The sequence below is a fragment of the Neorhizobium sp. BT27B genome, assembly GCF_050455485.1.
In the GTDB taxonomy this organism is placed as follows: Bacteria; Pseudomonadota; Alphaproteobacteria; order Rhizobiales; family Rhizobiaceae; genus Neorhizobium.
Genome location: NZ_JBCIYT010000018.1, coordinates 1 through 20,910 on the forward strand (window position 1 = coordinate 1; position 20,910 = coordinate 20,910).

General features: G+C 59.0%; 19 protein-coding genes and 1 pseudogene. 8 read left to right on the forward strand and 12 right to left on the reverse strand.

The window, feature by feature from the left end:
* The 5 genes and pseudogenes from AAIH70_RS28805 to AAIH70_RS28825 all read left to right on the forward strand — a co-directional run.
* A pseudogene (locus AAIH70_RS28805) lies at positions 1-228 on the forward strand (type 1 glutamine amidotransferase domain-containing protein); the annotation flags it as partial.
* A gap of 64 nt (positions 229-292) precedes the next feature.
* Positions 293-733: a GlcG/HbpS family heme-binding protein gene (locus AAIH70_RS28810; protein ID WP_132281771.1), complete on the forward strand. Its 441-nt coding sequence runs from the start codon at positions 293-295 to the stop codon at positions 731-733.
* Positions 734-920: 187 nt separating this feature from the next.
* Positions 921-1,682, forward strand: a complete 762-nt coding sequence (locus AAIH70_RS28815; RefSeq protein ID WP_132281769.1) for an alpha/beta fold hydrolase — start codon at positions 921-923, stop codon at positions 1,680-1,682.
* Between the two features lie 76 nt (positions 1,683-1,758).
* A complete protein-coding gene (locus AAIH70_RS28820) occupies positions 1,759-3,039 on the forward strand; it encodes a CynX/NimT family MFS transporter (protein WP_132281767.1) in 1,281 nt (426 codons plus the stop codon).
* 86 nt (positions 3,040-3,125) lie between these two features.
* A complete protein-coding gene (locus AAIH70_RS28825; protein ID WP_430037403.1) occupies positions 3,126-3,857 on the forward strand; it encodes an SDR family oxidoreductase in 732 nt (243 codons plus the stop codon).
* Between the two features lie 227 nt (positions 3,858-4,084).
* Here the strand turns inward: AAIH70_RS28825 and AAIH70_RS28830 are convergent, their stop codons facing one another.
* A complete protein-coding gene (locus AAIH70_RS28830) occupies positions 4,085-4,804 on the reverse strand; it encodes a FadR/GntR family transcriptional regulator (protein WP_132281359.1) in 720 nt (239 codons plus the stop codon).
* Between the two features lie 311 nt (positions 4,805-5,115).
* On the opposite strand from AAIH70_RS28830, the gene AAIH70_RS28835 reads away from it, so the two are divergent.
* Positions 5,116-6,264, forward strand: coding sequence for a mandelate racemase family protein (locus AAIH70_RS28835; protein WP_132281362.1), 1,149 nt, complete (start codon positions 5,116-5,118; stop codon positions 6,262-6,264).
* A 76-nt stretch (positions 6,265-6,340) separates the two neighbouring features.
* A complete protein-coding gene (locus AAIH70_RS28840; RefSeq protein ID WP_430037407.1) occupies positions 6,341-7,948 on the forward strand; it encodes an ABC transporter substrate-binding protein in 1,608 nt (535 codons plus the stop codon).
* Between the two features lie 196 nt (positions 7,949-8,144).
* Here AAIH70_RS28840 and AAIH70_RS28845 read toward each other — a convergent pair whose 3' ends face one another.
* The 9 genes from AAIH70_RS28845 to AAIH70_RS28885 all read right to left on the reverse strand — a co-directional run bounded on the left by AAIH70_RS28845 (position 8,145) and on the right by AAIH70_RS28885 (position 17,124).
* On the reverse strand, positions 8,145-8,903 hold the full coding sequence (locus tag AAIH70_RS28845; protein ID WP_132281368.1) for a glucosamine-6-phosphate deaminase: 759 nt from the start codon (positions 8,901-8,903) through the stop codon (positions 8,145-8,147).
* Between the two features lie 64 nt (positions 8,904-8,967).
* Entirely contained in the window at positions 8,968-9,948 is a 981-nt protein-coding gene (locus AAIH70_RS28850) for a mannonate dehydratase (protein WP_132281371.1), read from the reverse strand.
* Positions 9,949-10,008: 60 nt separating this feature from the next.
* A complete protein-coding gene (locus tag AAIH70_RS28855) occupies positions 10,009-10,746 on the reverse strand; it encodes an ABC transporter ATP-binding protein (RefSeq protein ID WP_132281374.1) in 738 nt (245 codons plus the stop codon).
* Complete coding sequence (locus AAIH70_RS28860) at positions 10,743-11,591, reverse strand: ABC transporter ATP-binding protein (RefSeq protein ID WP_430037412.1); 849 nt, start codon at positions 11,589-11,591, stop codon at positions 10,743-10,745. Before AAIH70_RS28860 ends, AAIH70_RS28855 begins: the two co-directional genes overlap by 4 nt.
* On the reverse strand, positions 11,578-12,447 hold the full coding sequence (locus AAIH70_RS28865; RefSeq protein WP_245519420.1) for an ABC transporter permease: 870 nt from the start codon (positions 12,445-12,447) through the stop codon (positions 11,578-11,580). The genes AAIH70_RS28860 and AAIH70_RS28865 overlap by 14 nt, the downstream gene beginning before the upstream one ends.
* A 23-nt stretch (positions 12,448-12,470) precedes the next feature.
* Entirely contained in the window at positions 12,471-13,499 is a 1,029-nt protein-coding gene (locus AAIH70_RS28870; RefSeq protein WP_132281383.1) for an ABC transporter permease, read from the reverse strand.
* 15 nt (positions 13,500-13,514) lie between these two features.
* Positions 13,515-15,116 carry an ABC transporter substrate-binding protein gene (locus AAIH70_RS28875; protein ID WP_132281386.1) on the reverse strand — a complete coding sequence of 534 codons (1,602 nt, stop codon included), beginning with the start codon at positions 15,114-15,116 and terminating at the stop codon, positions 13,515-13,517.
* 14 nt (positions 15,117-15,130) lie between these two features.
* Positions 15,131-16,087, reverse strand: a complete 957-nt coding sequence (locus AAIH70_RS28880) for an N-acetylglucosamine kinase (protein WP_132281389.1) — start codon at positions 16,085-16,087, stop codon at positions 15,131-15,133.
* On the reverse strand, positions 16,087-17,124 hold the full coding sequence (locus AAIH70_RS28885; RefSeq protein WP_132281392.1) for an SIS domain-containing protein: 1,038 nt from the start codon (positions 17,122-17,124) through the stop codon (positions 16,087-16,089). Before AAIH70_RS28885 ends, AAIH70_RS28880 begins: the two co-directional genes overlap by 1 nt.
* Before the next feature lie 115 nt (positions 17,125-17,239).
* On the opposite strand from AAIH70_RS28885, the gene AAIH70_RS28890 reads away from it, so the two are divergent.
* Positions 17,240-18,424, forward strand: coding sequence for an ROK family protein (locus tag AAIH70_RS28890; RefSeq protein WP_430037417.1), 1,185 nt, complete (start codon positions 17,240-17,242; stop codon positions 18,422-18,424).
* 31 nt (positions 18,425-18,455) lie between these two features.
* Here AAIH70_RS28890 and AAIH70_RS28895 read toward each other — a convergent pair whose 3' ends face one another.
* Together AAIH70_RS28895 and AAIH70_RS28900 are read right to left on the reverse strand one after the other, a co-directional pair.
* A complete protein-coding gene (locus AAIH70_RS28895) occupies positions 18,456-20,060 on the reverse strand; it encodes a glycoside hydrolase family 43 protein (protein ID WP_132281398.1) in 1,605 nt (534 codons plus the stop codon).
* A gap of 59 nt (positions 20,061-20,119) precedes the next feature.
* Entirely contained in the window at positions 20,120-20,908 is a 789-nt protein-coding gene (locus AAIH70_RS28900; protein WP_132281401.1) for an ABC transporter ATP-binding protein, read from the reverse strand.
* Positions 20,909-20,910 lie beyond the last annotated feature (2 nt).

A 20,910-nucleotide genomic window follows, 5' to 3' on the forward strand; every position in this document is an offset into this window, starting at 1 on the left:
GGCTTCACCAACACCGAAGAAGAAGGCGTTGGCCTGACCAAGGTTGTCCCTTTCCTGGTCGAGGACGTGCTCATCGCCCAGGGTGCTGTGTTCTCCAAGGTAAAAGACTGGGGTGTTCATACGGTCGTGGATGGCCAACTCATCACCGGCCAGAACCCGGGATCTTCCGGCGAGGCCGCCGAAGCTCTGCTCACCGCCCTGCGCCAGACCCGTATCCGGGCAGCCTGATCATTCAGCATCGTGGACGGCCGCCAGCAGACGGCGGTCGGCCACCCGAAAATCGGATATCGAGATGATCAGCTCTAAACCAACGCTCTCGGCTGTGCACGCCCGAGAGATGATCGAGACATCAAAGTCCAAGGCGACCGCCTTGAATGTCCCATGCTCGATCGCAGTCATTGGCCCGGATGGCTACCTACTTGCCTTCGAGCGCGAGGATGGAGCCATGTCGGGATCCGTTGAACTGGCGATCAACAAAGCGTTCACCGCTCAGATCTTCAACAACGCGACTGACATGCTGAGCGTGTTGGCTCAATCAGGCGCGGAGCTCTACGGAATTCAGCATTCCCACAACGGTCGCGTGGTCGTGTTCGGGGGAGGCATCCCTATCCAATTCCAGGGGCAGGCGATCGGCGCGATCGGCGTTAGCGGCGGCACAGTCGCAGAGGATGTGGCCATCGCCGAGGCTGGCGCTGGAATTCTGGCCGACCTTCTCGTCCCCGCTCGCTCCTAGGCCAAACATGGTGCCGAAGCCAAATCACCATCGGCCCCGTAATCTGATCCCATTCTGAAATCCGCATGTCCGCGGCTTGATCCCTCGTCGCAGAGCGTGGCGCCCGATTTCAACTTCGGTTGGTCGGGACCGGACAAGTGCGCCTGATCTCACCCCTCATCAATAATTTTTCAAAAGGATGCATCAAATGAAATTCCTGAACTCGCTCATCTCGGCTGTCGCCGCCGTCGCAATCACAGCCAGCGTCGCCTTGCCTGCGGCTGCGGCAGACTTCAAGGCCAAGACCGTTGTCCTCGTTCACGGCGCATTTGCCGATGGTTCTTCTTGGAACAAGGTCATCCCGCTTCTGAAGAAGGCAGGATTGAAGGTTGTAGCGGTCCAGAACCCGTTGGATACCTTGGAAAATGACGTTGCTTTCACTGAACGGGCAATTGCCGATGCTGAAGGCCCGGTCGTGTTGGTCGGTCATTCCTACGGCGGCGCCGTTATCACGCAGGCGGGTGTTAATCCGAAGGTTCACTCGCTCGTGTACGTCGCGGCCTATGCTCCAGAGGTCGGACAGTCGGTCCTCGATACCCAGAAGCCATATCCGGATGCTCCGGGCAGACCATTCATCAAGAAAGATGATGCGGGTTATCTGAAGTTCACCGACGAGGGTGTCTTCAATTACTTCGCAGCCGATCTGCCTCGCGACGAACAGGAACTGATCGCGGCCACACAGGGTGCATTTGGGGTCAAGGCCGTTTCAACGCCCGTCACACAGGCAGCCTGGCACACGGTTCCTTCCTTCGAGGTTGTGTCCACGGATGATAAGGTGATCCCGCCGCAGCTCCAGCGAGACCAGGTCAAGCGGCTCAAGGCGACAGCTGTCGAGGTGGCTGCAAGCCATGTCGTCATGCTGTCGCACCCCGACGTGGTGGCGAAGCTGATCATCGAGGCTGCGAAGTAACTCCTATGTCATGGCGGGTTGGCTTCGTCCGTGCCCGCCATGCCCATCAATCTGCTTCTCGCCCTGGAGATCCCCGATGACACACATTCTTTCCACCCGCCCGTTAGCCGACTATCGTCTTCGGGTTGTTCAGGTTGATGCTGCCAGCGCAGACGTTCCGGCAGCACTCGCCCGCCCGGCGCTTTCGTTCGCCGCCACTGTCGCTGCGATCGTGCTGGTCGCCATCGATCTTCGTCCGGGCATCGTTTCAGTCGGACCGCTGCTGCCCCATATCCGTCAGGAGTTTGGGATGTCCAACGCCGAGGCATCGCTGCTGACAGCCATCCCTGCCATGCTGATGGGCTTGCTGGCGTTTCCCACTCCTTGGCTCGCCCACCGATTTGGCCGCGACAGGGTCATTCTGACCGCGCTGATCGTCCTGATGTTGACGACAATCCTGCGCGCCTTCTCCGGCTCGGTCGCCATGCTTCTGGCTTCCACTGTGGGAGTAGGGGCGGGGATTGCGGTCGCAGGTGCGCTGATCCCGGGCCTCGCAAAGAAGAATTTTCCGAAGCAGGCCGCAGTTCTGATGGGGATCTACGCATCCTCACTGGGCCTCGGCAGTACGCTTGCGGCCGGCCTGACCGAACCGCTTGCAAATCTGGGCGGAGGCTGGAGGTTCGCTGACGGCATCCTGGCAATTCCGTGCCTGACGGCCATAGCCGCCTGGATCGTTGTCGCTGCTGCTGAAGGTAGAAGAAGGGCGCTCGTGGTAGAAACGTCAACATCGGCGCGGCGCCGTCTGCCCACCGCCAATCTTGTTGCGTGGCTCATCGCCCTCTACTTCGCTGCCAACAACATCCTGTTTTTCGGGTTCGTCTCATGGACAGCACCAATATTCAGAGAGCTCGGCATGAGTGCTACTTCGGCAGGGCTCCTGCTAGCAGGCTTCACTGGTGCATTCATGGTCGCGAATCCATTGGCTGGAGTGATAAGCCGTAATGAAGATCGTCGCATCGTGATCGCCCTATTTGCCGCACTGGCACTTACGGGATCGGCTGCCGTCGCGATTTCGCCGACGCTGCTGCCCTTCCTCTTTATCCCGATGATTGCGTTCGGTGTCGGCGGATCCTTCACGCTCGCAATGATCCTGCCCCTCGACAACGCGGCGGATGCCCACGACGCCAACACCTGGACGGCGTTCGTGATGGGGATTGGCTATTCTGCCGGAGCGCTTGGCCCGCTGCTCCTGGGGATCCTTCGTGACAGCACCGGCGACTTCAGGATCCCTCTCTGGATCCTCGCTGTTGTGGCGCTCTTGATGTTTGCTCTCTCACCTTTCCTGCAGCCGCATCACCACCGTCGCCCCAAAGCATAACATTTTCCCCGAATTGCTGGCTTAGGCCCGCATCAAACGGCTGCCTCGCGGGTGGCCAGTACCTCACCAAACTCAAGGACAAGATCATGATCAAAGACAAAGTCGTTCTCATCACCGGCGGCAGCACAGGCATCGGAGCGGAGGTCGCCAGAACTCTCGCGGCAAAGGGCGCAAAGGTGGCGATCGCCGCAAGGCGCCAAGACAAGCTCGATGCGGTCCGTGCCGAAATCGCAGCGCAGGGTGGTGACATCCGGGCGTACGTGATGGACGTTACCGACAAGCATCAGGTCAAGGCTGTCGTCGAGGCCGTGGTTCAAGACTTCGGCCGCCTCGATGTCATCATCAACAATGCGGGCATAATGCCGATCCGGCCGATGTCTGAAGTCAACACGGACGAGTGGGACGCGATGATCGACGTGAACATCAAAGGCACCCTCTATGGGATCGCCGCGGCCTTGCCATTGTTTCTTGCGCAGCAGAGCGGCCACATCATAAATCTGAGCTCCGTCGCAGGCATCAAAGTATTTGCGCCGGGCGGTACCGTCTATTCCGGCACGAAGTTCGCGGTCCGCGCGATCTCGGAGGGGCTTCGCATCGAGGTCGGAAGCGCCGTGCGTGTCACCTCGATCGAACCGGGCGCCGTTGAGAGCGATCTGAAGCTGGGGACGACGGGTACCGCGCGGGACACGGTGCATGGTTTCTACGAACAGGCCATCCCGGCATCGTCCGTGGCACGCGCAATTGCCTTTGCAATCGAGCAGCCCGACGACGTCGATATCAATGCGATCGTGATCCGTCCCACGGTGCAGGAATTCTAGTCGTCTTGGAATCGGGCGGGATTAATTTTCGCCCGATCTCCGTATTCAATCTTGAGAGCCAATGGCAGTCGTCAACCAACCATATTCGACGTTCGGCTAGCACATAGGTTAAGCTCTATACGGCCTCACAACTGTTATCCCGCGGCGAAACAGAGGGTCGACTGTTCGGATCGGCTCAAGAGCTTAACAACTGGCAGCGCCAACTTACATCTGACGACCAAATTCCCTCACTCCGAAATGCGCTCGATCAGCAATGTCTTGTAGCGTATTAAGCTGCCTTGCAGGTGTGTGTTCATTGCCTCTCGTGCGGCGGTTGCGTCCCCGCCAAAAATAGCATTGACGATACGCCCGTGCTCCTCCTGCAGGTGAGGGTTCATCGTCATCGTTCCCGTTTGGGTGCGGTTCAGGATTATGCCGGGTTTGATGAGCAGAAGGAGTTCGCTGAAGCGGCGGTTCTGGGTCGCCTGCGCAATGCCAAGGTGAAACGCGAAGTCGTCATCCCGCGTAGACAGACCCTTTTCGACGTTGGCGCCAATCCGGCGATGCACGTCGATGATGGCTTCGAGCTGGGTCGGAGAACGCCGAGCCGCCGCTAGGCCTGCAGCTTCCGTTTCGCATGCGGCTCGCAGCTCCAGCAATTCGATCACCGATGATATCCGCTCGAGTGAAAGGCCTGAAAACGGCGTTCCCTTAAGTTCCGAATCTGTGACGAAAACACCGACGCCGCGGCGTGCTTCCAGCATGCCCTCTGCTCGAAGAATGGCCACGGCTTCACGAATGACGGCACGGCTGACGGAATGCAGTCCTGTAAGATCGTTTTCGCTCGGCAACTTGTCACCGGGCTTGAATTTGCCGCCCTCGATATCCCGACGCAGCGATGCGGCGACCTGTGTCACCAGCGAGCGACCGACTAGGTCGATCTTTTCCGGATCCCTGTTCTGCTCCACCCAAAAGTCTCCATTCCAATTTTATGTGTTACCCAGCAGACAAGATGACGCCAGACATCAGGTATCTTTTACGCGATTCCTCGCATTGAAGCATAGTTTATCAGCTCTGGCAAAAGGCCTCGCTGTCAGCGATCCAAATGGTTTACCTCGGGCGTGAGAATAAATCGTCGATTAAGGGGATTGACGGACACTCTTCCTTGCCTCTAGCCTGTCTTATGTCATCTATCTGTCGTCAGACAAGTAAGTTTGCTCCTCATGTCTCGGGCGTAGCGAGCAGGCCGCTTCGAAGGCGGAACAAGTTGGGAACACCTATGAACATCATTGATGCCAGTGTACGCACGTTCTGGTACACGACACACGAGGAGATCGACAGTGATGGCCACGCTCATCCTGGACCGGCTCGCAAGGTACGCAAATCCCTGTTGACGCTGACATGTGAGGACGGCACTCAAGGGCATTCTTTTGGCAGCCCGGAACAGCTGCGACCGCATCTGCTCGATCGTTTCATTCGCCCGGTCGTTCTCAATCAGGATGCGCTGGCCCGTGAACGTCTCTGGCAGGATCTAGCGCACTGGCAGCGGGGGAGTGGAGGTCAACTCAGTGACCGGACGGTTGCCATCGTCGATTGTGCGCTCTGGGATCTCGCCGGCCATCTGTTCAAGGCTCCGGTCTACAAGATCATCGGCTCCTACCGGGACAAGGTTCCCGCCTATGGGTCCATCATGTGCGGTGACGAACTGGAAGGCGGGCTTGCAACGCCGGAAGATTACGGTCGGTTTGCCCAGCAGCTCGTCACCCGCGGGTATCAGGCGATAAAGCTTCACACCTGGATGCCGCCGGTCAGCTGGTCGCCCAGCATCGAGATGGATCTCAAGGCCTGTGCCGCCGTGCGTGAGGCTGTCGGACCCAAAATCCCGCTGATGCTGGATGCCTATCACTGGTATTCCCGCCAGGAGGCTTACGAGCTCGGCAAGGGCCTCGAGGCGTTGAACTTCACCTGGATCGAGGAGGTGATGGACGAGCAGTCGATGTCTTCGTACGCCTGGCTTGCGCAGCAGTTGAAGATCCCGGTGATCGGGCCGGAATCGGTTGGTGGCAAATACAAACACCGCGCGGAGTGGATCAAGGCGGGAGCCTGCGACATTCTTCGCACCGGCGTCGAGGATGTCGGCGGCATCACGCCGGCGCTGAAGACCATGCATCTGGCCGAAAGTTTTGGCATGAACTGCGAGGTGCACGGTCATGGAGCGGAAAACCTCACCATTTCCGCTGCCACCAAGAATTGCCGCTGGTATGAGCGTGGTCTGCTGCACCCGTTTCTCGATTATGATGCTTGCCCCGAATATCTGAATGCCATTCCTGATCCTATGGACGAAGACGGCTTCGTCTGGCTGTCGCAGGCGCCGGGTCTCGGGGAGGATATCAATTTCGATTACATCGACGCCAATTTGGCGGAGTGACACGACAGTAAAGTGGAGCGGTCGACGCGAGGCAGAGGAGGCCTGCGGCGTCAATTTGGCCGCAATGGGAGGAACCATGAAACGACGCAAAATGTTGATCGCCGTAGCCCTTATGACAACGACGAGCTTGCTCGGCATGACACCGGCATTGGCCGAAACACCGGCGAACCAGTTGGTCATCGGCTTCTCGATGACCAATGTGCTGACACTTGATCCGGCCGGCTCTTCGAGCAAGGAGCGGGTTCAGGTTCTTGCCAATCTCTACGACGGATTGGTCGGCATCGATCCCGTCGAGCGAGCGAAGGTCATCCCGGCACTTGCCGAGCGATGGGAGGTGGGGCCGGATGAAAAATCAATTCGCTTTCACCTGCGCCCAGACTTGAAATTCACCTCGGGCAACGCCGTGACAGCGGACGATGTCGTCTGGTCGCTACAACGCGTCCTGAAACTCAATCTGGCGCAGGCAACCAACTTGCGTCTGCGCGGCTATAACAGTGACAATGCCGCGCAAAGCTTCAAAGCTCTTGATGCCAGGACGGTCGAAATCGCCATTCTTCAGCCGATTGATCCGCAGATCATCCTGATGACCTTGGCGATGGCGGGGACGGGGAGCGTCATCGATAAAGAGGAAGTTCTGAGCCATGACAAGAACGGCGATCTGGGGGCGGGCTGGCTGACGACAAACTCCGCCGGAACCGCTGCATTTAAGGTGCAATCACTTCGCCCGAATGAGATGGTCGTGCTGGCGCGTAACGACAATTACTGGGGGCCGGCGCCAGCCATGAGCCGCGTGTTGATGCGGCATATCCCCGAACCCCAAAGCCAGCGGCTGCTCATCGAAAAAGGCGATCTGGACATTGCCTATTCGCTCGGTGCTGCGGATCTCGACGCCCTGAAGTCTAACGAGGCCGTCAAGGTTACCACATCGATCGGAAACGGCCTGTACTACCTTGCGATGTCTCAAAAGAACGAGAACCTCGCCAATCCGAAGCTGCGCGAGGCCATCCTCAAACTCATTGATTTCGATGGACTGAACAGGACTGTCATGCCCTATTTCGGTGTGCGGCATCTAAGTCCCATACAGATTGGCTTGGCGAAGGATCCCTACGATCCCGGCCTGAAGATGGATGTGGAGGCGGCTAAGAAGCTTCTTGTCGAAGCCGGATATGCCGATGGCATCGATCTGACAATTCGCACATTGTCGGAACCACCGTTTGATAATCTCGCCATCGTCCTGCAAAGCCTGCTGGGCCAGGCTGGAATCCGCATCAAAATTCTTACCGGCAGCGGCGAGCAAGTTTATGGCCCGATGCGTGAACGGAATTTCGAACTGATCGTCGGGCGTAGCGGGGGCCAGATCTCGCATCCTGATGGTGACATGCGAAGCCTTGCGTATAATCCGGACAATCGCGACGAGGCGAAGTTGACCGGTCTTGTGGGATGGCGCACCTCATTCAAGGATGATGAGCTCAATTCTAGAATTGACGCAGCGCTCGCTGAGACGAGCCCCGACAAACAGGCAGAGCGGTATCAGGATATCGAAAAGCTTTATGCCGATCGCATTCCCGCCATCCAGCCAATTTCGCAGGTGACGGATTCAGTTGCTCAACGCGCGGATATTGAGGGTTTTCGCATCAGTCCTGTATGGCAGACCAAACTCGACGCAGTGCGCAAACGGCGTTGACAGGAGAGAGGCCACCGTACGCGGATCACTGATTGTAGTGGCACCAGTAAACAGCAAGATCGCTGGCTGGTAATAGCTCGACCTGAACGAGGTTCAACCATGCTCCCAACGATGAGGGTACATCAAATCAGAAATGGGCGGGTAGTTGGTTCAAGTCTGGTCAAGAGCTAATAGGGAGATATTAGCGTTAGCGTAATCACTGTAGCTGCGCGGCACCTTTATCTAGCACCCAGTGCACGTTGCCATGTATCTGCAGCAGAGAGGCCGGGCAGGCTTCGCCAAGCTGTCCAGACAGGCTCTTGCGAATGGCTTCCGCCTTGGCCGCTCCGGTTGCTAGAACAACGATTTCGCGTGCATCGATAATGTCGGCAATGCCCATCGTGATGGCCCGTGTCGGTACCCGATCGAGTTGCAGCAGTGTCTGCTGGTTTACGACTAGCGTTTCCGGCGAAAGTTCTACTATCCGCACGCGGCTCGTCACCGGCGAACCCGGTTCGTTGAAGCCGATATGGCCATTGGTGCCGATGCCGAGCAGTTGCAGATCCACGGGACGGGAGCGGACGAGCGCGGCATAACGTGCTGCCTCCGCCGTTTCGTCCTTCGCCGCACCATCGATCAGGTTGATCTTAGATGTATCGAAACTGGCACCGGAAAACAGTTCGCGATGCATGTAGGCAGCGAATGAATCCGGATGTGATTGTTCAAGCCCGCAATATTCATCGAGATTGATGGTTTCGACCTTAGCGAAGGAAACTTTTTCGTCCTGTGCGGCCGCAACCAGCTTCGCATAGACACGGCGCGGCGTCTGTCCGGTCGCAAGCCCCAGCCGGCAGGTCGGGTTTGCCTGCACCAGTGTGACAAGCCTTTCCGCGACGAATTGGCTCGCCTCTTCCGCCGTTGGCAGAATGGTGATCTTGGCGGCGCGAGCGGACGCGATCCGGGGATGGTGATCCATCAGACTGAAACCTTTTAAAATTTGGAGGTGGGATTGCAGCCGGCGGAAACCGGCTGCCCGATGATCAGATGTGACCCTTGTCCATCGCTTCGAGAAGGGCGGCGATGTAGCCGTAGCAGAAGCTGAAGGCGACGCCGACCGGGTCGCGGCCGGAAATGGTCGGCACGTGATCGGGCATGACCATGTATTTGTAGCCGACTTCCTTGTAGATCTTCAGCGAGCGGATCATGTCCATGTCGCCTTCGTCCGGAAAGGTTTCTATGAAGGAAAGCTTGCCGCCGCGAATGTTGCGGTAATGGACGTTGAAGATCTTTTCCCGGCTGCCGAACCAGCGGATGATGTCGTCGATTTCCTCGCGCGGATTGTCGAGCATCTCGCCAATCGAACCCTGGCAGAAGTTCAGGCCGTGATACGGGTTTTCGCGCATCTGCACGAATTTCTTCAGGCCTTCGACCGTTCCTAGAACGCGGGTGACGCCCTTGTAGCCCGGCGGCGTGTAGGGGTCATGCGGATGGCAGGCGAGACGGACCCTGTTGCTTTCGGCAACCGGCACGACGCGCTCGAGGAAATAATCGATGCGCTCCCAGTTCTCGTCTTCGGAAAGAACGCCGGCAAGACCCGGAGCGGCGTCATGGTCTGCCTTGTCCCAGCGCCATGCCTCGTTGAGCGAGCCGCCGCGGCCGCGTTCCATTTCAGTGCGCGGAATGCCGATGATGTTGAGATTGTATTTGGCCGCCGGAATGCCGGCCCTGGCGATGTTTTCGATCATCGCGCAGACGGCGTCGATCTGACGGTCGCGATCGGCACCGCCCAGCAGGATGTCCTGATAAGGCGTTTCTTCGATCGGCCGCGACGACATCGGCAACTGGACCATGTCCAGCGTCAGGCCAAAGCTTTCGACTTTCTCGCGCTGGCGAAGAATATCGTCGAAGGTCCAGCTTGCCGGCTTGCCCGGCGGATCGGCACAAACGTTCTTGATGCCGAGCTGTGCCCAGATGCGAAACTCGTCATCGTCGCGGGCGTCCACCTGTGTTCCGAGATACATATTGGCCTCGTCATTTTTATCGATGTGAATGAAGGCGGCTCTGCCGGAGCCACTGATTTTTCAGATTGCGCTCGCCTCGAACAGCATGCGCGAATAATCGTCGTGGGTGCGGCCCTCGTAGAGGTCGTCTTTGGTCAGTTCGTCGACAAAGACGCCGCTCTTCATCACCAGAACTCGGTCGCACATATGCGCGATCACGCTCAGATCATGGCTGACCAGTACATAGGTCAGCTGACGCGCTTCCTTGAGGTCGGCAAGGAGATTGAGCACTTCCGCCTGAACCGAAACGTCGAGCGCCGATGTCGGCTCATCGAGGAGGATGATTTCCGGCTCCAGCATCAGGGCGCGGGCGATGGCCACACGCTGGCGCTGGCCGCCGGAAAGCTGGTGCGGAAACCGCTCGGCAAAAGCCGCCGGCAGACCGACCTGTTCCAGTGCTGACGGTACACGGTCCCAACCCTTGCCGCGATCCATCGCACGGATCGGTTCGGCCAGAACCCGGCTGATGCGGTGACGCGGGTGGATGGAGCCGTATGGATCCTGAAACACCATTTGCGTCAAAAGCATCTGTTCGCGGGTGCGGGTCTTGTCCACATCGGTGCCGGCAAGGTTGATCTTTCCGGTCCAATGGCGGTCGAGGCCGGCGAGCGAACGCAGAACCGTCGACTTGCCACAGCCTGATTCGCCGACGATGCCGAGCGTTTCGCCCTTGGCGACCGAAAACGATACACTCTTGACGACCTGCCGGGCAGATGCGCCGCTGCCGAAAGAGACGGAGAGATCCTGAACGTCGATCATGGGCGGGTCTCCACGGCATCGATTGCGTTTCTGTCGAGCGTTTTCAGACGCCGCACCGGTGCCTTCAAGTCCGGCATGGCAGCGATCAGACCGCGCGTATACGGGTGCTGTGCTTCTTCAAGGTTGGTCAGAGTTTCCACCACGCGCCCCTTGTACATGACCATGATGCGTTCGCAGAAAGCGGCAACCATGCGGATGTCATGGCTGATCAGCATCAGGCCGGCTTTGTTTTCGCGCACAAGTTCATCGAGCAGATTCAACACGTCGCCGCGCACCGAAACGTCGAGCGCCGACGTCGGCTCGTCGGCAATCACCATGCGCGGTTTTGCCAGTAGCATCATGGCGATCATTACACGCTGGCCCATGCCACCGGAAATCTGGTGGGGATAAAGCTTCATCGTGCGTTCGATATCGGTGATGCGCACGCGTTCCAGCATGGTCGCGGCGATTTTATAGGCTTCGGCCTTGCCGACCTTCAGGTGCAGGAGTGCTGCTTCCGCCACCTGTTTGCCGATCGGCAGGACCGGGTTCAGCGAATAACGCGGATCCTGCATGATCAGCGCCATGCGGTTGCCGCGCAGCGAGCGCATTTGTTTTTCCTTGGCGGCAAGCAGCGGCATGCCGTCAAAGGTCAATGTGTCTGCGGTGACCCGGCCGATCGGTGGCAACAACCGCATGACGGCACGACCAAGGGTCGATTTACCCGAACCGCTTTCGCCGACGATGCCGAGACGTTCCGCCTTGAGGTCGAAACTGACGCCATCAATGGCGGGTTTTGCGTAGCGGCCAAAATGCACGGACAGGTTTTTGACCGAAAGGATTGTGTCTTGATCAGGAGCGTGCATGGCGAGGATCCAGCAGGTCGCGAAGCGTATCGCCGACAAGGTTGAAGGCAAGGCTGGTAATCAGGATGGCGAGGCCGGGCATGACCGCAACCCACCAGTGATCCAGCATGAACTTGCGGCCACTCGAAATCATCGCACCCCATTCTGGCGCCGGTGGCTGCGCACCGAGGCCGAGGAAGCCCAATGACGCTGCCGTCAGGATGATACCGGCCATGTTGAGCGTCAGGCGTACGACGACGGAGGGAATGCACATCGGGGCGATATAGAGAAACAGTAGACGCATTGGCGATGCGCCGTAAAGACGGGCCGCCGCGACATAGTCGGTGTTGCGCACAACGAGTGCCTCGGCACGGGCCAGACGGGCGATCGCCGGCCAGCTTGTCAGCGAGATCGCGATGACGGCCGTGCCGAGACCGGCGCCCAGGGCCGCCGCAAAGGCAAGTGCCAGGATCAGCGACGGAAAGGACAGGACGATATCGGTAAAGCGCATCAGGATTGCATCCGTGCGGCCGCCGACGAAACCGGAGACGACGCCGACGATCAGCCCGATCGGTCCGACAATTACCGTCACCAGCATGATTGTGGAAATGGTGATGCGCGCGCCGAAAACGAGCCGCGAGAAGATGTCGCGGCCGAATTCATCCGTGCCGGCCAGATGCGACCAGCTGGGTGGCAGGAAGGCCGCCTGCAGGTTCTGCACGGTCGGATCGTATGGAGCGATCAGCGGTGCAAACAGTGCGAGCACAAGCAAAACGAACAGAACGAAGAAACCGCAAAGGCCGACCGGCTCGCGAGACAGTTTTTCCCAGATCGCCGCAAGGCCGGAGAGAATGGCCGAACGCGGGCGGCCCGGCATTTCAGTGGCGGTATTTTGCGCGCTCATTGCGTCACCTCGCGGGTGCGCGGATCGAGAACCAGATAGGCAAGATCCGAGATGAAGTTCAAGGCCATGAAGATGGCACCGATGATGAGAGTGCCGGCGAGGATGGCGTTCATGTCGCCGATCATCAGGGCATTAGTCATGTACTGGCCGATGCCGGGCCAGGAGAACACGATCTCCGTGACGACCGCACCTTCCAGCAGGTTGCCATAGGAAATGGCCAGCACGGTCACCAGCTGAACGGCGATGTTGGGCAGGAGATGACCGACGACGATGCGAGCACTGGAAGCACCCTTGGCACGGGCGGCCGTCACGTAGTCCTGGTTCAACTGCTCCAGCGTGAAGCTGCGAGTCATGCGGGTAATGTAGGCCATCGCGGAATAGGCGAGAATGCAAGCCGGCAGGATGATGTGGTGAACAGCATTCCAGAAGGTCTCCGTATCACCGACCAGCAGGCTGTCGACCAGAAGCAGGCCGGTCTGCGGCTCGATCAGCCCATCGAGATAGGTATCGACACGGCCCGGTCCACCCACCCAGGCAAGGCCTGCATAGAAGATGACGAGACCCACCACGCCGAACCAGAAGACCGGGATGGAATGGCCGACCAGCGAAATGACGCGGGCGAACTGGTCGATCCAGGTATCGCGGTAAAAAGCGGCGACCATGCCAAGGGGCACGCCGATGACCGTCGAGATGATGACGGCAAGCGTCGCCAGCTCGAGTGTCGCGGGAAAGGCCTGCGCTAGATCCTTGGTGACCGGATTGCCAGTCAGGATCGCCGTGCCGAGGTCACCCTGCAGCAGAGATGTCACGTAGATCCAGAATTGCTGGTAGATCGGCAGATCGAGGCCGAGCTTTTGCCGCATTGCTTCGAATGCGGCAGGGTCCGCCAGCTCGCCCACAATTGCACCAATCGGATCGGTCGGGAGAACCCGGCCGATCACGAAGGTCACGACAAGCAGGGCAAACAGGCTGACAACCAGCTGTCCGAGCCGCCGCGTGAGTTCTAAGAGGGTAAATTCCTTCATGATCGGCCGTCTCGCTTACTTCGCGTCCGTTTTCGTGACGTTCTCAAGTCGGTTCAGCGACCAGAGGTTCGTGCTGTAGCCGCTTACGCCTGCATTCAGAACGATTGGCGTGAAGGATTCGAACATCGGCAGAACCGCAGGCTTCTGGGCGATGAACATTTCCTGCAGCTGCTTGATCATCTCGGCGCGCTTTGCTTCGTCGCGCTCGCTGTTGGCCTTGTTGCGCAGATCGTTCAGTTCCGGGATGTCCCAGGCCGAGCGCCAGACGAAGTTGCCGGCATTCTTGGCTTCCAGGCGGTTGTCCGGGTTGGTGACGAAGTCGTTCATTGCGCCCAGTGCATTCGGCATGATGGCGGTTGCCTGCGGCAGCAGCAGATCGAAATCGCGGGCGCGGTGGGAGGCGACGATATCGGCGCCATTGCCCTGCTTGATCTCCACCTTGATGCCGATCTGCGCGAGGTTTGCTTGAAGGGCGGTGGCGATGTCGACGCGCGGCGCCTGGGCAATGGTCTTCAGCGTCAGCGAAAAGCCGTCCGGATATCCAGCCTTTGCAAGCATTTCCTTGGCCTTTTCCGGCTGCAGTGAGTAGTCGGGATTGGCGATAGCACCCTTCCAGTCTTCCGGAACCGGCACATTGCGCTGGCGGCCATAGGGGCCGAGAATGGTTTCGGCAATGCCCTTGTAGTCGACACCATAAGCGATCGCTTCACGAACCTGCGGGTTGGAAAGCGGCTCCTTGCCGGCGTTCATGGCGAGAACGAAGAAGCCGCCGATCTTGATCTGTTCGATCTTGAACTTCGAGTTGGTCATAAAGGATTTGACGTCTGGCGCGCTCAGCGCGTTGGCGATATCGATATCACCACGTTCCAGCATGAGGCGAGCGGTCTGGCTTTCCGGTACGTGGCGCATGATCACGCGCGTCATCGTCGGTGCCTTGCCCCAATAGGACTTGTTGGCTTCGAGAATAACAGTTTCATTCGGAACCCAGCGACGCAGCACGAATGGGCCTGAGCCGGCGGTATTGGTGCGCAGCCACTCGTTGCCGTAATCGTTGTTATTGACGTGTTTCTGCACCTCGACGCTGTCGACCACGCTCGAGACGCCCATGGCGAGACGGTAGATGAGGTCCTCGGCGATGACGCGGTCGGTCAGTTCGATGCGAAACGTCTTGTCGTCGACGGCCTTGGCGAGTGTCTCAATATTGTCGGCGGTGTATCCGGCGCTCTTCAGGTACTGCGAAGCCGACTGGTTCAGCTTCAGCAGACGCACCAGCGAGAACACGACGTCGTTTGCAGTGACCGCGTTGCCGGACGCAAATTTCGCATCACGCAGGTGGAAGGTGACGCCCTTGTCATCGGCTTCCCAACGCTCTGCCAGCTGCGGCTTCACCGTGTTGCCGTTGGCATCGTCGGAATAGACGAGGCGGTCGTAGGTGGCCGCCAGGATTTCCTGGGTCTTGGTTTCAGTGCCCTGCTGCGGATCGACCGACAGGACCTGCGCCAGCGAAGTGCCGATCACCAACTGGTTCTTCGGGGTTTCGGCCAGTGCCATCGGCGCTGTCGTAAGCGCGATGGCGAAGGCGACACCTGTCATCAGTTTCGAGCTGAAATGTTGCATGCAATTCCCTCCGTTCAGATTGAAACGCGATCTGCCACAGGCTGATCGGTCTTCGTAGTTCCCGTTTGCGATTTTATGTAGATCTGCTTGGCAAGATTGAGCGCGCCCCTGACCGGTGGATCGAGCAGAAGTGCGGTTTCCGTCGAAGCGCCGAGCAGGCGGCGGACTTCTCGGGTGAACGCGTTGAAAAGTGCGGGTTGGCCGGTGATGACACCGCCGGCGCAAACGATCGTTTCGACGTCGCCGCCACGTCGCTGCAAGAGCACCACGAGTTCGGCAAGCGCAAGCGCATGGTCCTCGATAATCTTGCGCGCACGCAACGAGCCACGTTCCGCGGCCTCGAACACCAGATGGGCGGCCTGCGACCAGATGCGCGGATCGATGGTCGAGAAGGCATGGGTCAGGCCATGCGGATGATCGACGCCGAAATGGGCAAGAAGATTTTCGCTCAGCGGATCCTGCTCGCCCTTGTCATACGCGTCCAGCACCTGTCTTGCCGCATCCCGAACGATACCGACGGCGCCGCCTTCATCGCCAAAGATCCAGCCCCAGCCGCCGACGGTCAATGCCGTGTCTCCGAGCGTTGCCGTCGCCGATGATCCCGTGCCGGCAATCACGCCGGTGCCGGAGGATTTGCCGTAGGCCAGGATCAGCAGGTTGGAATCGTTGACAATGCGGACGACCGGATAATAGGCCGCAAGCGGCGCACGCAGCACTGCCTCCTGTTCGGGGCTGTCATTGCCATGCACGCCTGCCACGATCACCACAGGTTGCCCGTAAGGCGCGCTCGAGGCCCGCACGAGCGCAAGCAGAGTGTCGGCGCGTGTCGCGTCGTCGAGGTTGGCCCAGCCGGTATTCGGTTGAACTTCGTCAGCTAACACATGGCCGTCCAGCGCCGACGCGATCTGGATATGCATCTTGGAGCCGCCGGCATCTATGCCAACCAGCAGGGGGGTCTGAAAATCGTTCATTATATTTTCGTCAAACTATCGGTTTTTGTGTCGATCCGCTGAAACGCAGCTTCATTGATGTCGAAGCCGCGAATGTCGGCGGCGTGAAGCGTCAGTTTCTGGGCAATGAAAGTGGAGGCAATCGCAAAGGAGATGGGATCGCTTGTCTCGAACGGAAGAACCAGCCTGTGGCAGCCGTCGGGGACGGCATCCGTGCTGCTTCCGGTGACAAGGGCAAGGCGTTTCGTTCGTTCCGAAAGCTGGGCAAGAAGCCGTGCTTCACGGTTTCCACCAAACAGCAGATGCGCGCCCGGTCCGGCGGCATCCATCGGTCCATGAAGGTACTGCCGCGTCTCCATCGCCGTCGCAAAAAGCCTCGGTCCCTCGCGCAGCATCAACACGCCTTCTTCCGCCACCGACATCAAGGGGGCAGGCGCCACGATGTCGATGCTCGCCGAATAAAGAAGCATTTCCGCCACGTCGCGGATTTCGCCGTCCAGCCGATCGGCCGTTTCCGCCGCGAGACTTATCAGATGCTTCCAGTGTTCGGTCCGGGTCCGGTCCGTCCAGCGCTCGATCAGCATGGCAAGTGCCAGCATCGTGCCGGTGAAGCTGACGACGGAAACAGAACTGTCGGGAAGGTTGCCGAGGTTGATTTCGCGGCCGCAAAGCGTGCCGAGCGGGGAGGGGGTGTAATTGGTGATGGCAACCTGACCGGAGCCGATGCCATGGCGTACGAGATCGACCACCTCGGCGCTTCGGCCGCTCTGCGAAATCAGGACTGTCAGGCCGTGATGACCCGACAGTCCTGCCGGAAGCTCGCTTGGGAGAAAACGGTGAGCATCCAGTCCATGACGACGCATTTCGTAAACCGGGGTGGCGGCGGCCGCATGGCTTGCACCGATGCCGACCAAAGTCACACGCAAAGGTTTTTCAAGGCGCGCCTGACGAAGCTGATCGTCCAGCCTGTCGACCATCGCGATCAGTTCGTCGGCCTGCGTGGCATAAGATGCCTGCGCCGAAATCCATTCGCGTCTGGGAAAAACCGCCGTGTTCAACTCTTTATCCCCTCCTTGAGATAAATTAAAGTTATCGACTTTAATAAATGCGTCAAGCGTCTTTTACGAAAATGCAGGGTCGGTTACACAAGGGTGTGATTTGATGGAGAAATTAATGAGCGCTGCTGTGGATCGTGCCCTTTCGGAAGTGGCGCAGCTGGTTTTCGCACACCTCCTTGAGGTCGGTGAGGCGACGCGGAAACTGCTTGCCGAGAGCGCCGGTTTGAGCTTTCCCACGGTCACTCTGGCGCTCACGGAACTGACCGCGAAATCCATGGTGTGCGAGTTGCGGCGAGAGCAGGGCGCGCGCGGGCGTGCCACGATCGTATACGGCGTGAGCGACGATGCGGGCTGGATTCTCGGCGTCGATATCGGGTCGACACAGATCAGTTTTTCCGCCCGTCTGCTCAATGGACACATTCTCGCGCAGGAAAGCCGCAAGCACGAGGGAGGCGCGGAAAAGCTCGGTGGGCTGGCGGGGCAGCTTGTTGCCAACTCTCCCGCGCTAAAGGTGATAGGGACGCCGCCGCTCGCGGTCGCGCTTGCGCTCAACCAGGTCGTGCCGCGGCGGCTGGTGCGCGAGGGCAAGCCGCGACCGCTGGCGCTCGAGATTGCAGAAATGTTCGTCGCGGCATCGCTGCTGCCGCGCAGCACTCCATTTTTACTGGAAAACAATGTCAACTGTGCAGCTGTCGCCGAACATCAGGACGGCCTCATGCGTGGCCACGACGATGCAGCCTACATGCAGATTGGCGTTGGTATCGGTCTCGGATTTTTTGCGGATGGCGCGCTGATCAGGGGCGGACGGGGCGGCAGCGGTGAACTTGCACAGATACCGCTGTCGTGGAGCAGCGACGTTGTTTCCGGGGTTGATGCCATTGAGCGCAGGTACGGTTCACTCGGGCTCATGCAATCGGTGTCTGGGGCCTTTGCAGGCGATCTCATGCCCGCCTCACCGGAAGCACTTTTTCTGCTCGCGACCAGCGGTGATGAGAAGGCAAGGCTGTTGATGTCGGAACACGGCGTGGCGCTTGGTCGCCTTGCCGCGACTGCCGCGACCATTCTTGATCCGGAAATCATCGTGTTGGGCGGAGGTCTCACCCGCAACGAAGCCTTTGCTCGGATCATTCTTGATGAATTCCAGAGCCGGAACCAGGATACGCAGCTGGAAATCTCTCGAAAGGGTGCCGAGGCGACCGTTCTGGGGGCTTGCCTGCTGGCAAGGGATCTGGCAATCGGCCAGCTTGTCGAACGGTTTCATAAACCGCTATCGGCTAGGCCAACTCTCTTGCCGTCGTAAGCACACGACCTTCTTTACGATCGGCCTGCCATCACAGTCCCTGCTCTTCTTTCACGCGATAGACGAAACAGGAAAAATCGGCCGCCATTGCCTGCCCGCTCGTGTCATTGGCGGACATGCCGATGAAGGCGCCGGTAAAATTGGCATGTTCCCCTTCGCCACCTTCATCCGAAAGGACGGAGTGATCGAGGACCGGGCCGATCCTTGCCCAATCGTCATCTTTCCAGAAATAGAAGCGCCCGGCCGCTCCTCTTACCTCCAGTTTCATGCGCACGGGACCATCGGGTACAGACACCGGCACCTCAAGCACCAGATCTATCATACCTTTCGGCCAACCGCCTGCGCAGGAGAGTACTTGCAGCACACGACCAGCCGTTTCGTCGTGGGTCAGGCAAAGATAGTGATACGCAAAGCTGTTGTAATACGAGACCAGTCCGGCCATCTGATGATAGCTGGAAGGTTCGGCATCGACTTCCGTTTCCGCGTCAAAATCGAAATCCGTCTGACGCCGCGCCACGAGAGATTGCTCGAATGAAGAGCCAATCGCTTCGCGGCCTGTCAACCTCAGGTGACCCGGTCTCGCCTGAAGGGAAAACAGGCGTTCGGGAAACGGCGTTCGCAGCCATTGGAAATCGGCCGGCAACCCAGAAGTTGGTGCGAATGAGTAGCGCTCGGTTCGCCCAATGCGTTCGGTCGTATCGACGCCTTTTGGCAACAGGATGCGTTCCTGTGGCACGTAGGGCTCTCCCTCCAGCCTCAACCAGCCATCTTCACCCCACTTACATTTCTGAATGGCGGTTTCCCGGCCAAGGACGGAGCGCCTGATACCCTGCAGCGGACGGCTGCACAGGTGCACCATATAGGTCTCGCCGTCCGGCGTTTCGACGATGTCGCCATGGCCGGCGCGTTGCAACGCCGCGTCCGGGTGAAAGCGGCTGGTGATGACGTGGGTGTCAGGGTGAAGCTCATACGGTCCCATCAGATCGCGTGCGCGCGCCATCGTCACGGCATGGCGCATGCCGGTGCCGCCTTCGGCGACCAAGAGATGATACCAGCCATCACGCTGGTACAGATGGGGGCCTTCCGCCAGACCATGCGAGGATCCATGGAAAATGTTGGTAACCGGGCCGACTAGTTTGCCTTGCCCATGGTCGTATTCCTGCAGGACGATGCCGCCGAAGGCTGTTGGCCGACGACGGTAATCCCATGTCAGGCTCACCAGCCATTTGCGGCCATTGTCGTCGTGAAAGAGCGATGGGTCGAAACCCGAGGAATTGAGATAGGTCGGTTCGGACCATGGCCCCTCGATTGTGTCCGAGGTGACGAGATGGTTGTGGCAGTCCTTGAAGGAACCGGATTTGCGTTTCACGTCCGTGTAGATCAACCAGAAGCGGCCGTCTGCATGCGTCAGACACGGTGCCCATACGCCGCAGGAATCCTGTGCGCCACGCAAATCGAGCTGTTCGGCGCGGTCGAGAGGCCGGGCCGCCAAGGTCCAGGTCCGAAGGTCGCGTGAGTGGTAAATCTGAACGCCGGGATACCATTCGAATGTGGAGGTGGCGATGTAGTAGTCCTTGCCGACCCTGCAGATTGAAGGATCCGGATGGAAACCGGGAAGAATGGGGTTCTGGATCATGTCGGTCTCGGATGCTTGAATCTCTGAATACGCCTGTCATGACCCGGCGCGTCGAAAAACTATGCGGGCAATGCCGCGCTGTCAGACTTCCGCCTCTCGCTCACATAGCCGCGGCTGCCATCCATCAGGATACGCGTATAGGGATGCTCTACGGTATTTTCGAGCAGCTGCTGCCGCGTCGCAACCTCGACGAAACCGCCGCTCTGCATGATCGCGACCCGATCACACAGATGCGCGACCACTGCGAGATCGTGGCTGACAAGGATATAGGTCAGCTGTTCGCGCTCGCGCAGATCCTTGAGCAGATTGAGGATTTCAGCCTGAATGGACACGTCCAGCGCGGATGTGGGCTCGTCCAGCAGCAGGATTTTTGGCTCAAGAATCAGAGCCCGAGCAATGGCCACGCGTTGCCGTTGTCCCCCGGACAACTGATGCGGATAACGGTAGCGGAAGTTCAGCGGCAGACCGACATCGGTCAGCACCTTTTCGATACGCTCCTGACGCCGGTCCTTGCCGTGGATCTCCAGCGGTTCGAGCAGGGTGCGGCCAATCGTGTGACGCGGATGAATGGAACCGAACGGATCCTGAAACACCAGTTGCTGTTTTGCCAGCTGGCTGCGCGTGCGTTTCTGGCCGATCTCCTCGCCGTCGATTTCAAGCGTGCCGGTCCACTGTTTGTTGCGGCCTGCAAGTGCCCCCAGAATGGTGGATTTGCCGCAACCGCTTTCCCCGACGAGGCCGAAGGTTTCGCCTTTCTGCACTTCGAAGGAGACGTCTTTGACAACCTTGAGGGCTGCTTCGCCGTGGCCGTAGGACACGGCCAGATGATGGGCCTTGATCATGGACATGT

Coding starts and splice junctions, on each gene's coding strand:
- AAIH70_RS28865 (WP_245519420.1), bottom strand. CDS start 12,447: ATGCCGGGCCGCCCGCGTTCGGCCATTCTCTCCGGCCTTGCGGCGATC.
- AAIH70_RS28815 (WP_132281769.1), top strand. CDS start 921: ATGAAATTCCTGAACTCGCTCATCTCGGCTGTCGCCGCCGTCGCAATC.
- AAIH70_RS28890 (WP_430037417.1), top strand. CDS start 17,240: ATGAGCGCTGCTGTGGATCGTGCCCTTTCGGAAGTGGCGCAGCTGGTT.
- AAIH70_RS28820 (WP_132281767.1), top strand. CDS start 1,759: ATGACACACATTCTTTCCACCCGCCCGTTAGCCGACTATCGTCTTCGG.
- AAIH70_RS28895 (WP_132281398.1), bottom strand. CDS start 20,060: ATGATCCAGAACCCCATTCTTCCCGGTTTCCATCCGGATCCTTCAATC.
- AAIH70_RS28810 (WP_132281771.1), top strand. CDS start 293: ATGATCAGCTCTAAACCAACGCTCTCGGCTGTGCACGCCCGAGAGATG.
- AAIH70_RS28840 (WP_430037407.1), top strand. CDS start 6,341: ATGAAACGACGCAAAATGTTGATCGCCGTAGCCCTTATGACAACGACG.
- AAIH70_RS28880 (WP_132281389.1), bottom strand. CDS start 16,087: ATGAACGATTTTCAGACCCCCCTGCTGGTTGGCATAGATGCCGGCGGC.
- AAIH70_RS28850 (WP_132281371.1), bottom strand. CDS start 9,948: ATGTATCTCGGAACACAGGTGGACGCCCGCGACGATGACGAGTTTCGC.
- AAIH70_RS28870 (WP_132281383.1), bottom strand. CDS start 13,499: ATGAAGGAATTTACCCTCTTAGAACTCACGCGGCGGCTCGGACAGCTG.
- AAIH70_RS28875 (WP_132281386.1), bottom strand. CDS start 15,116: ATGCAACATTTCAGCTCGAAACTGATGACAGGTGTCGCCTTCGCCATC.
- AAIH70_RS28855 (WP_132281374.1), bottom strand. CDS start 10,746: ATGATCGACGTTCAGGATCTCTCCGTCTCTTTCGGCAGCGGCGCATCT.
- AAIH70_RS28860 (WP_430037412.1), bottom strand. CDS start 11,591: ATGCACGCTCCTGATCAAGACACAATCCTTTCGGTCAAAAACCTGTCC.
- AAIH70_RS28835 (WP_132281362.1), top strand. CDS start 5,116: ATGAACATCATTGATGCCAGTGTACGCACGTTCTGGTACACGACACAC.
- AAIH70_RS28825 (WP_430037403.1), top strand. CDS start 3,126: ATGATCAAAGACAAAGTCGTTCTCATCACCGGCGGCAGCACAGGCATC.
- AAIH70_RS28900 (WP_132281401.1), bottom strand. CDS start 20,908: ATGTCCATGATCAAGGCCCATCATCTGGCCGTGTCCTACGGCCACGGC.
- AAIH70_RS28845 (WP_132281368.1), bottom strand. CDS start 8,903: ATGGATCACCATCCCCGGATCGCGTCCGCTCGCGCCGCCAAGATCACC.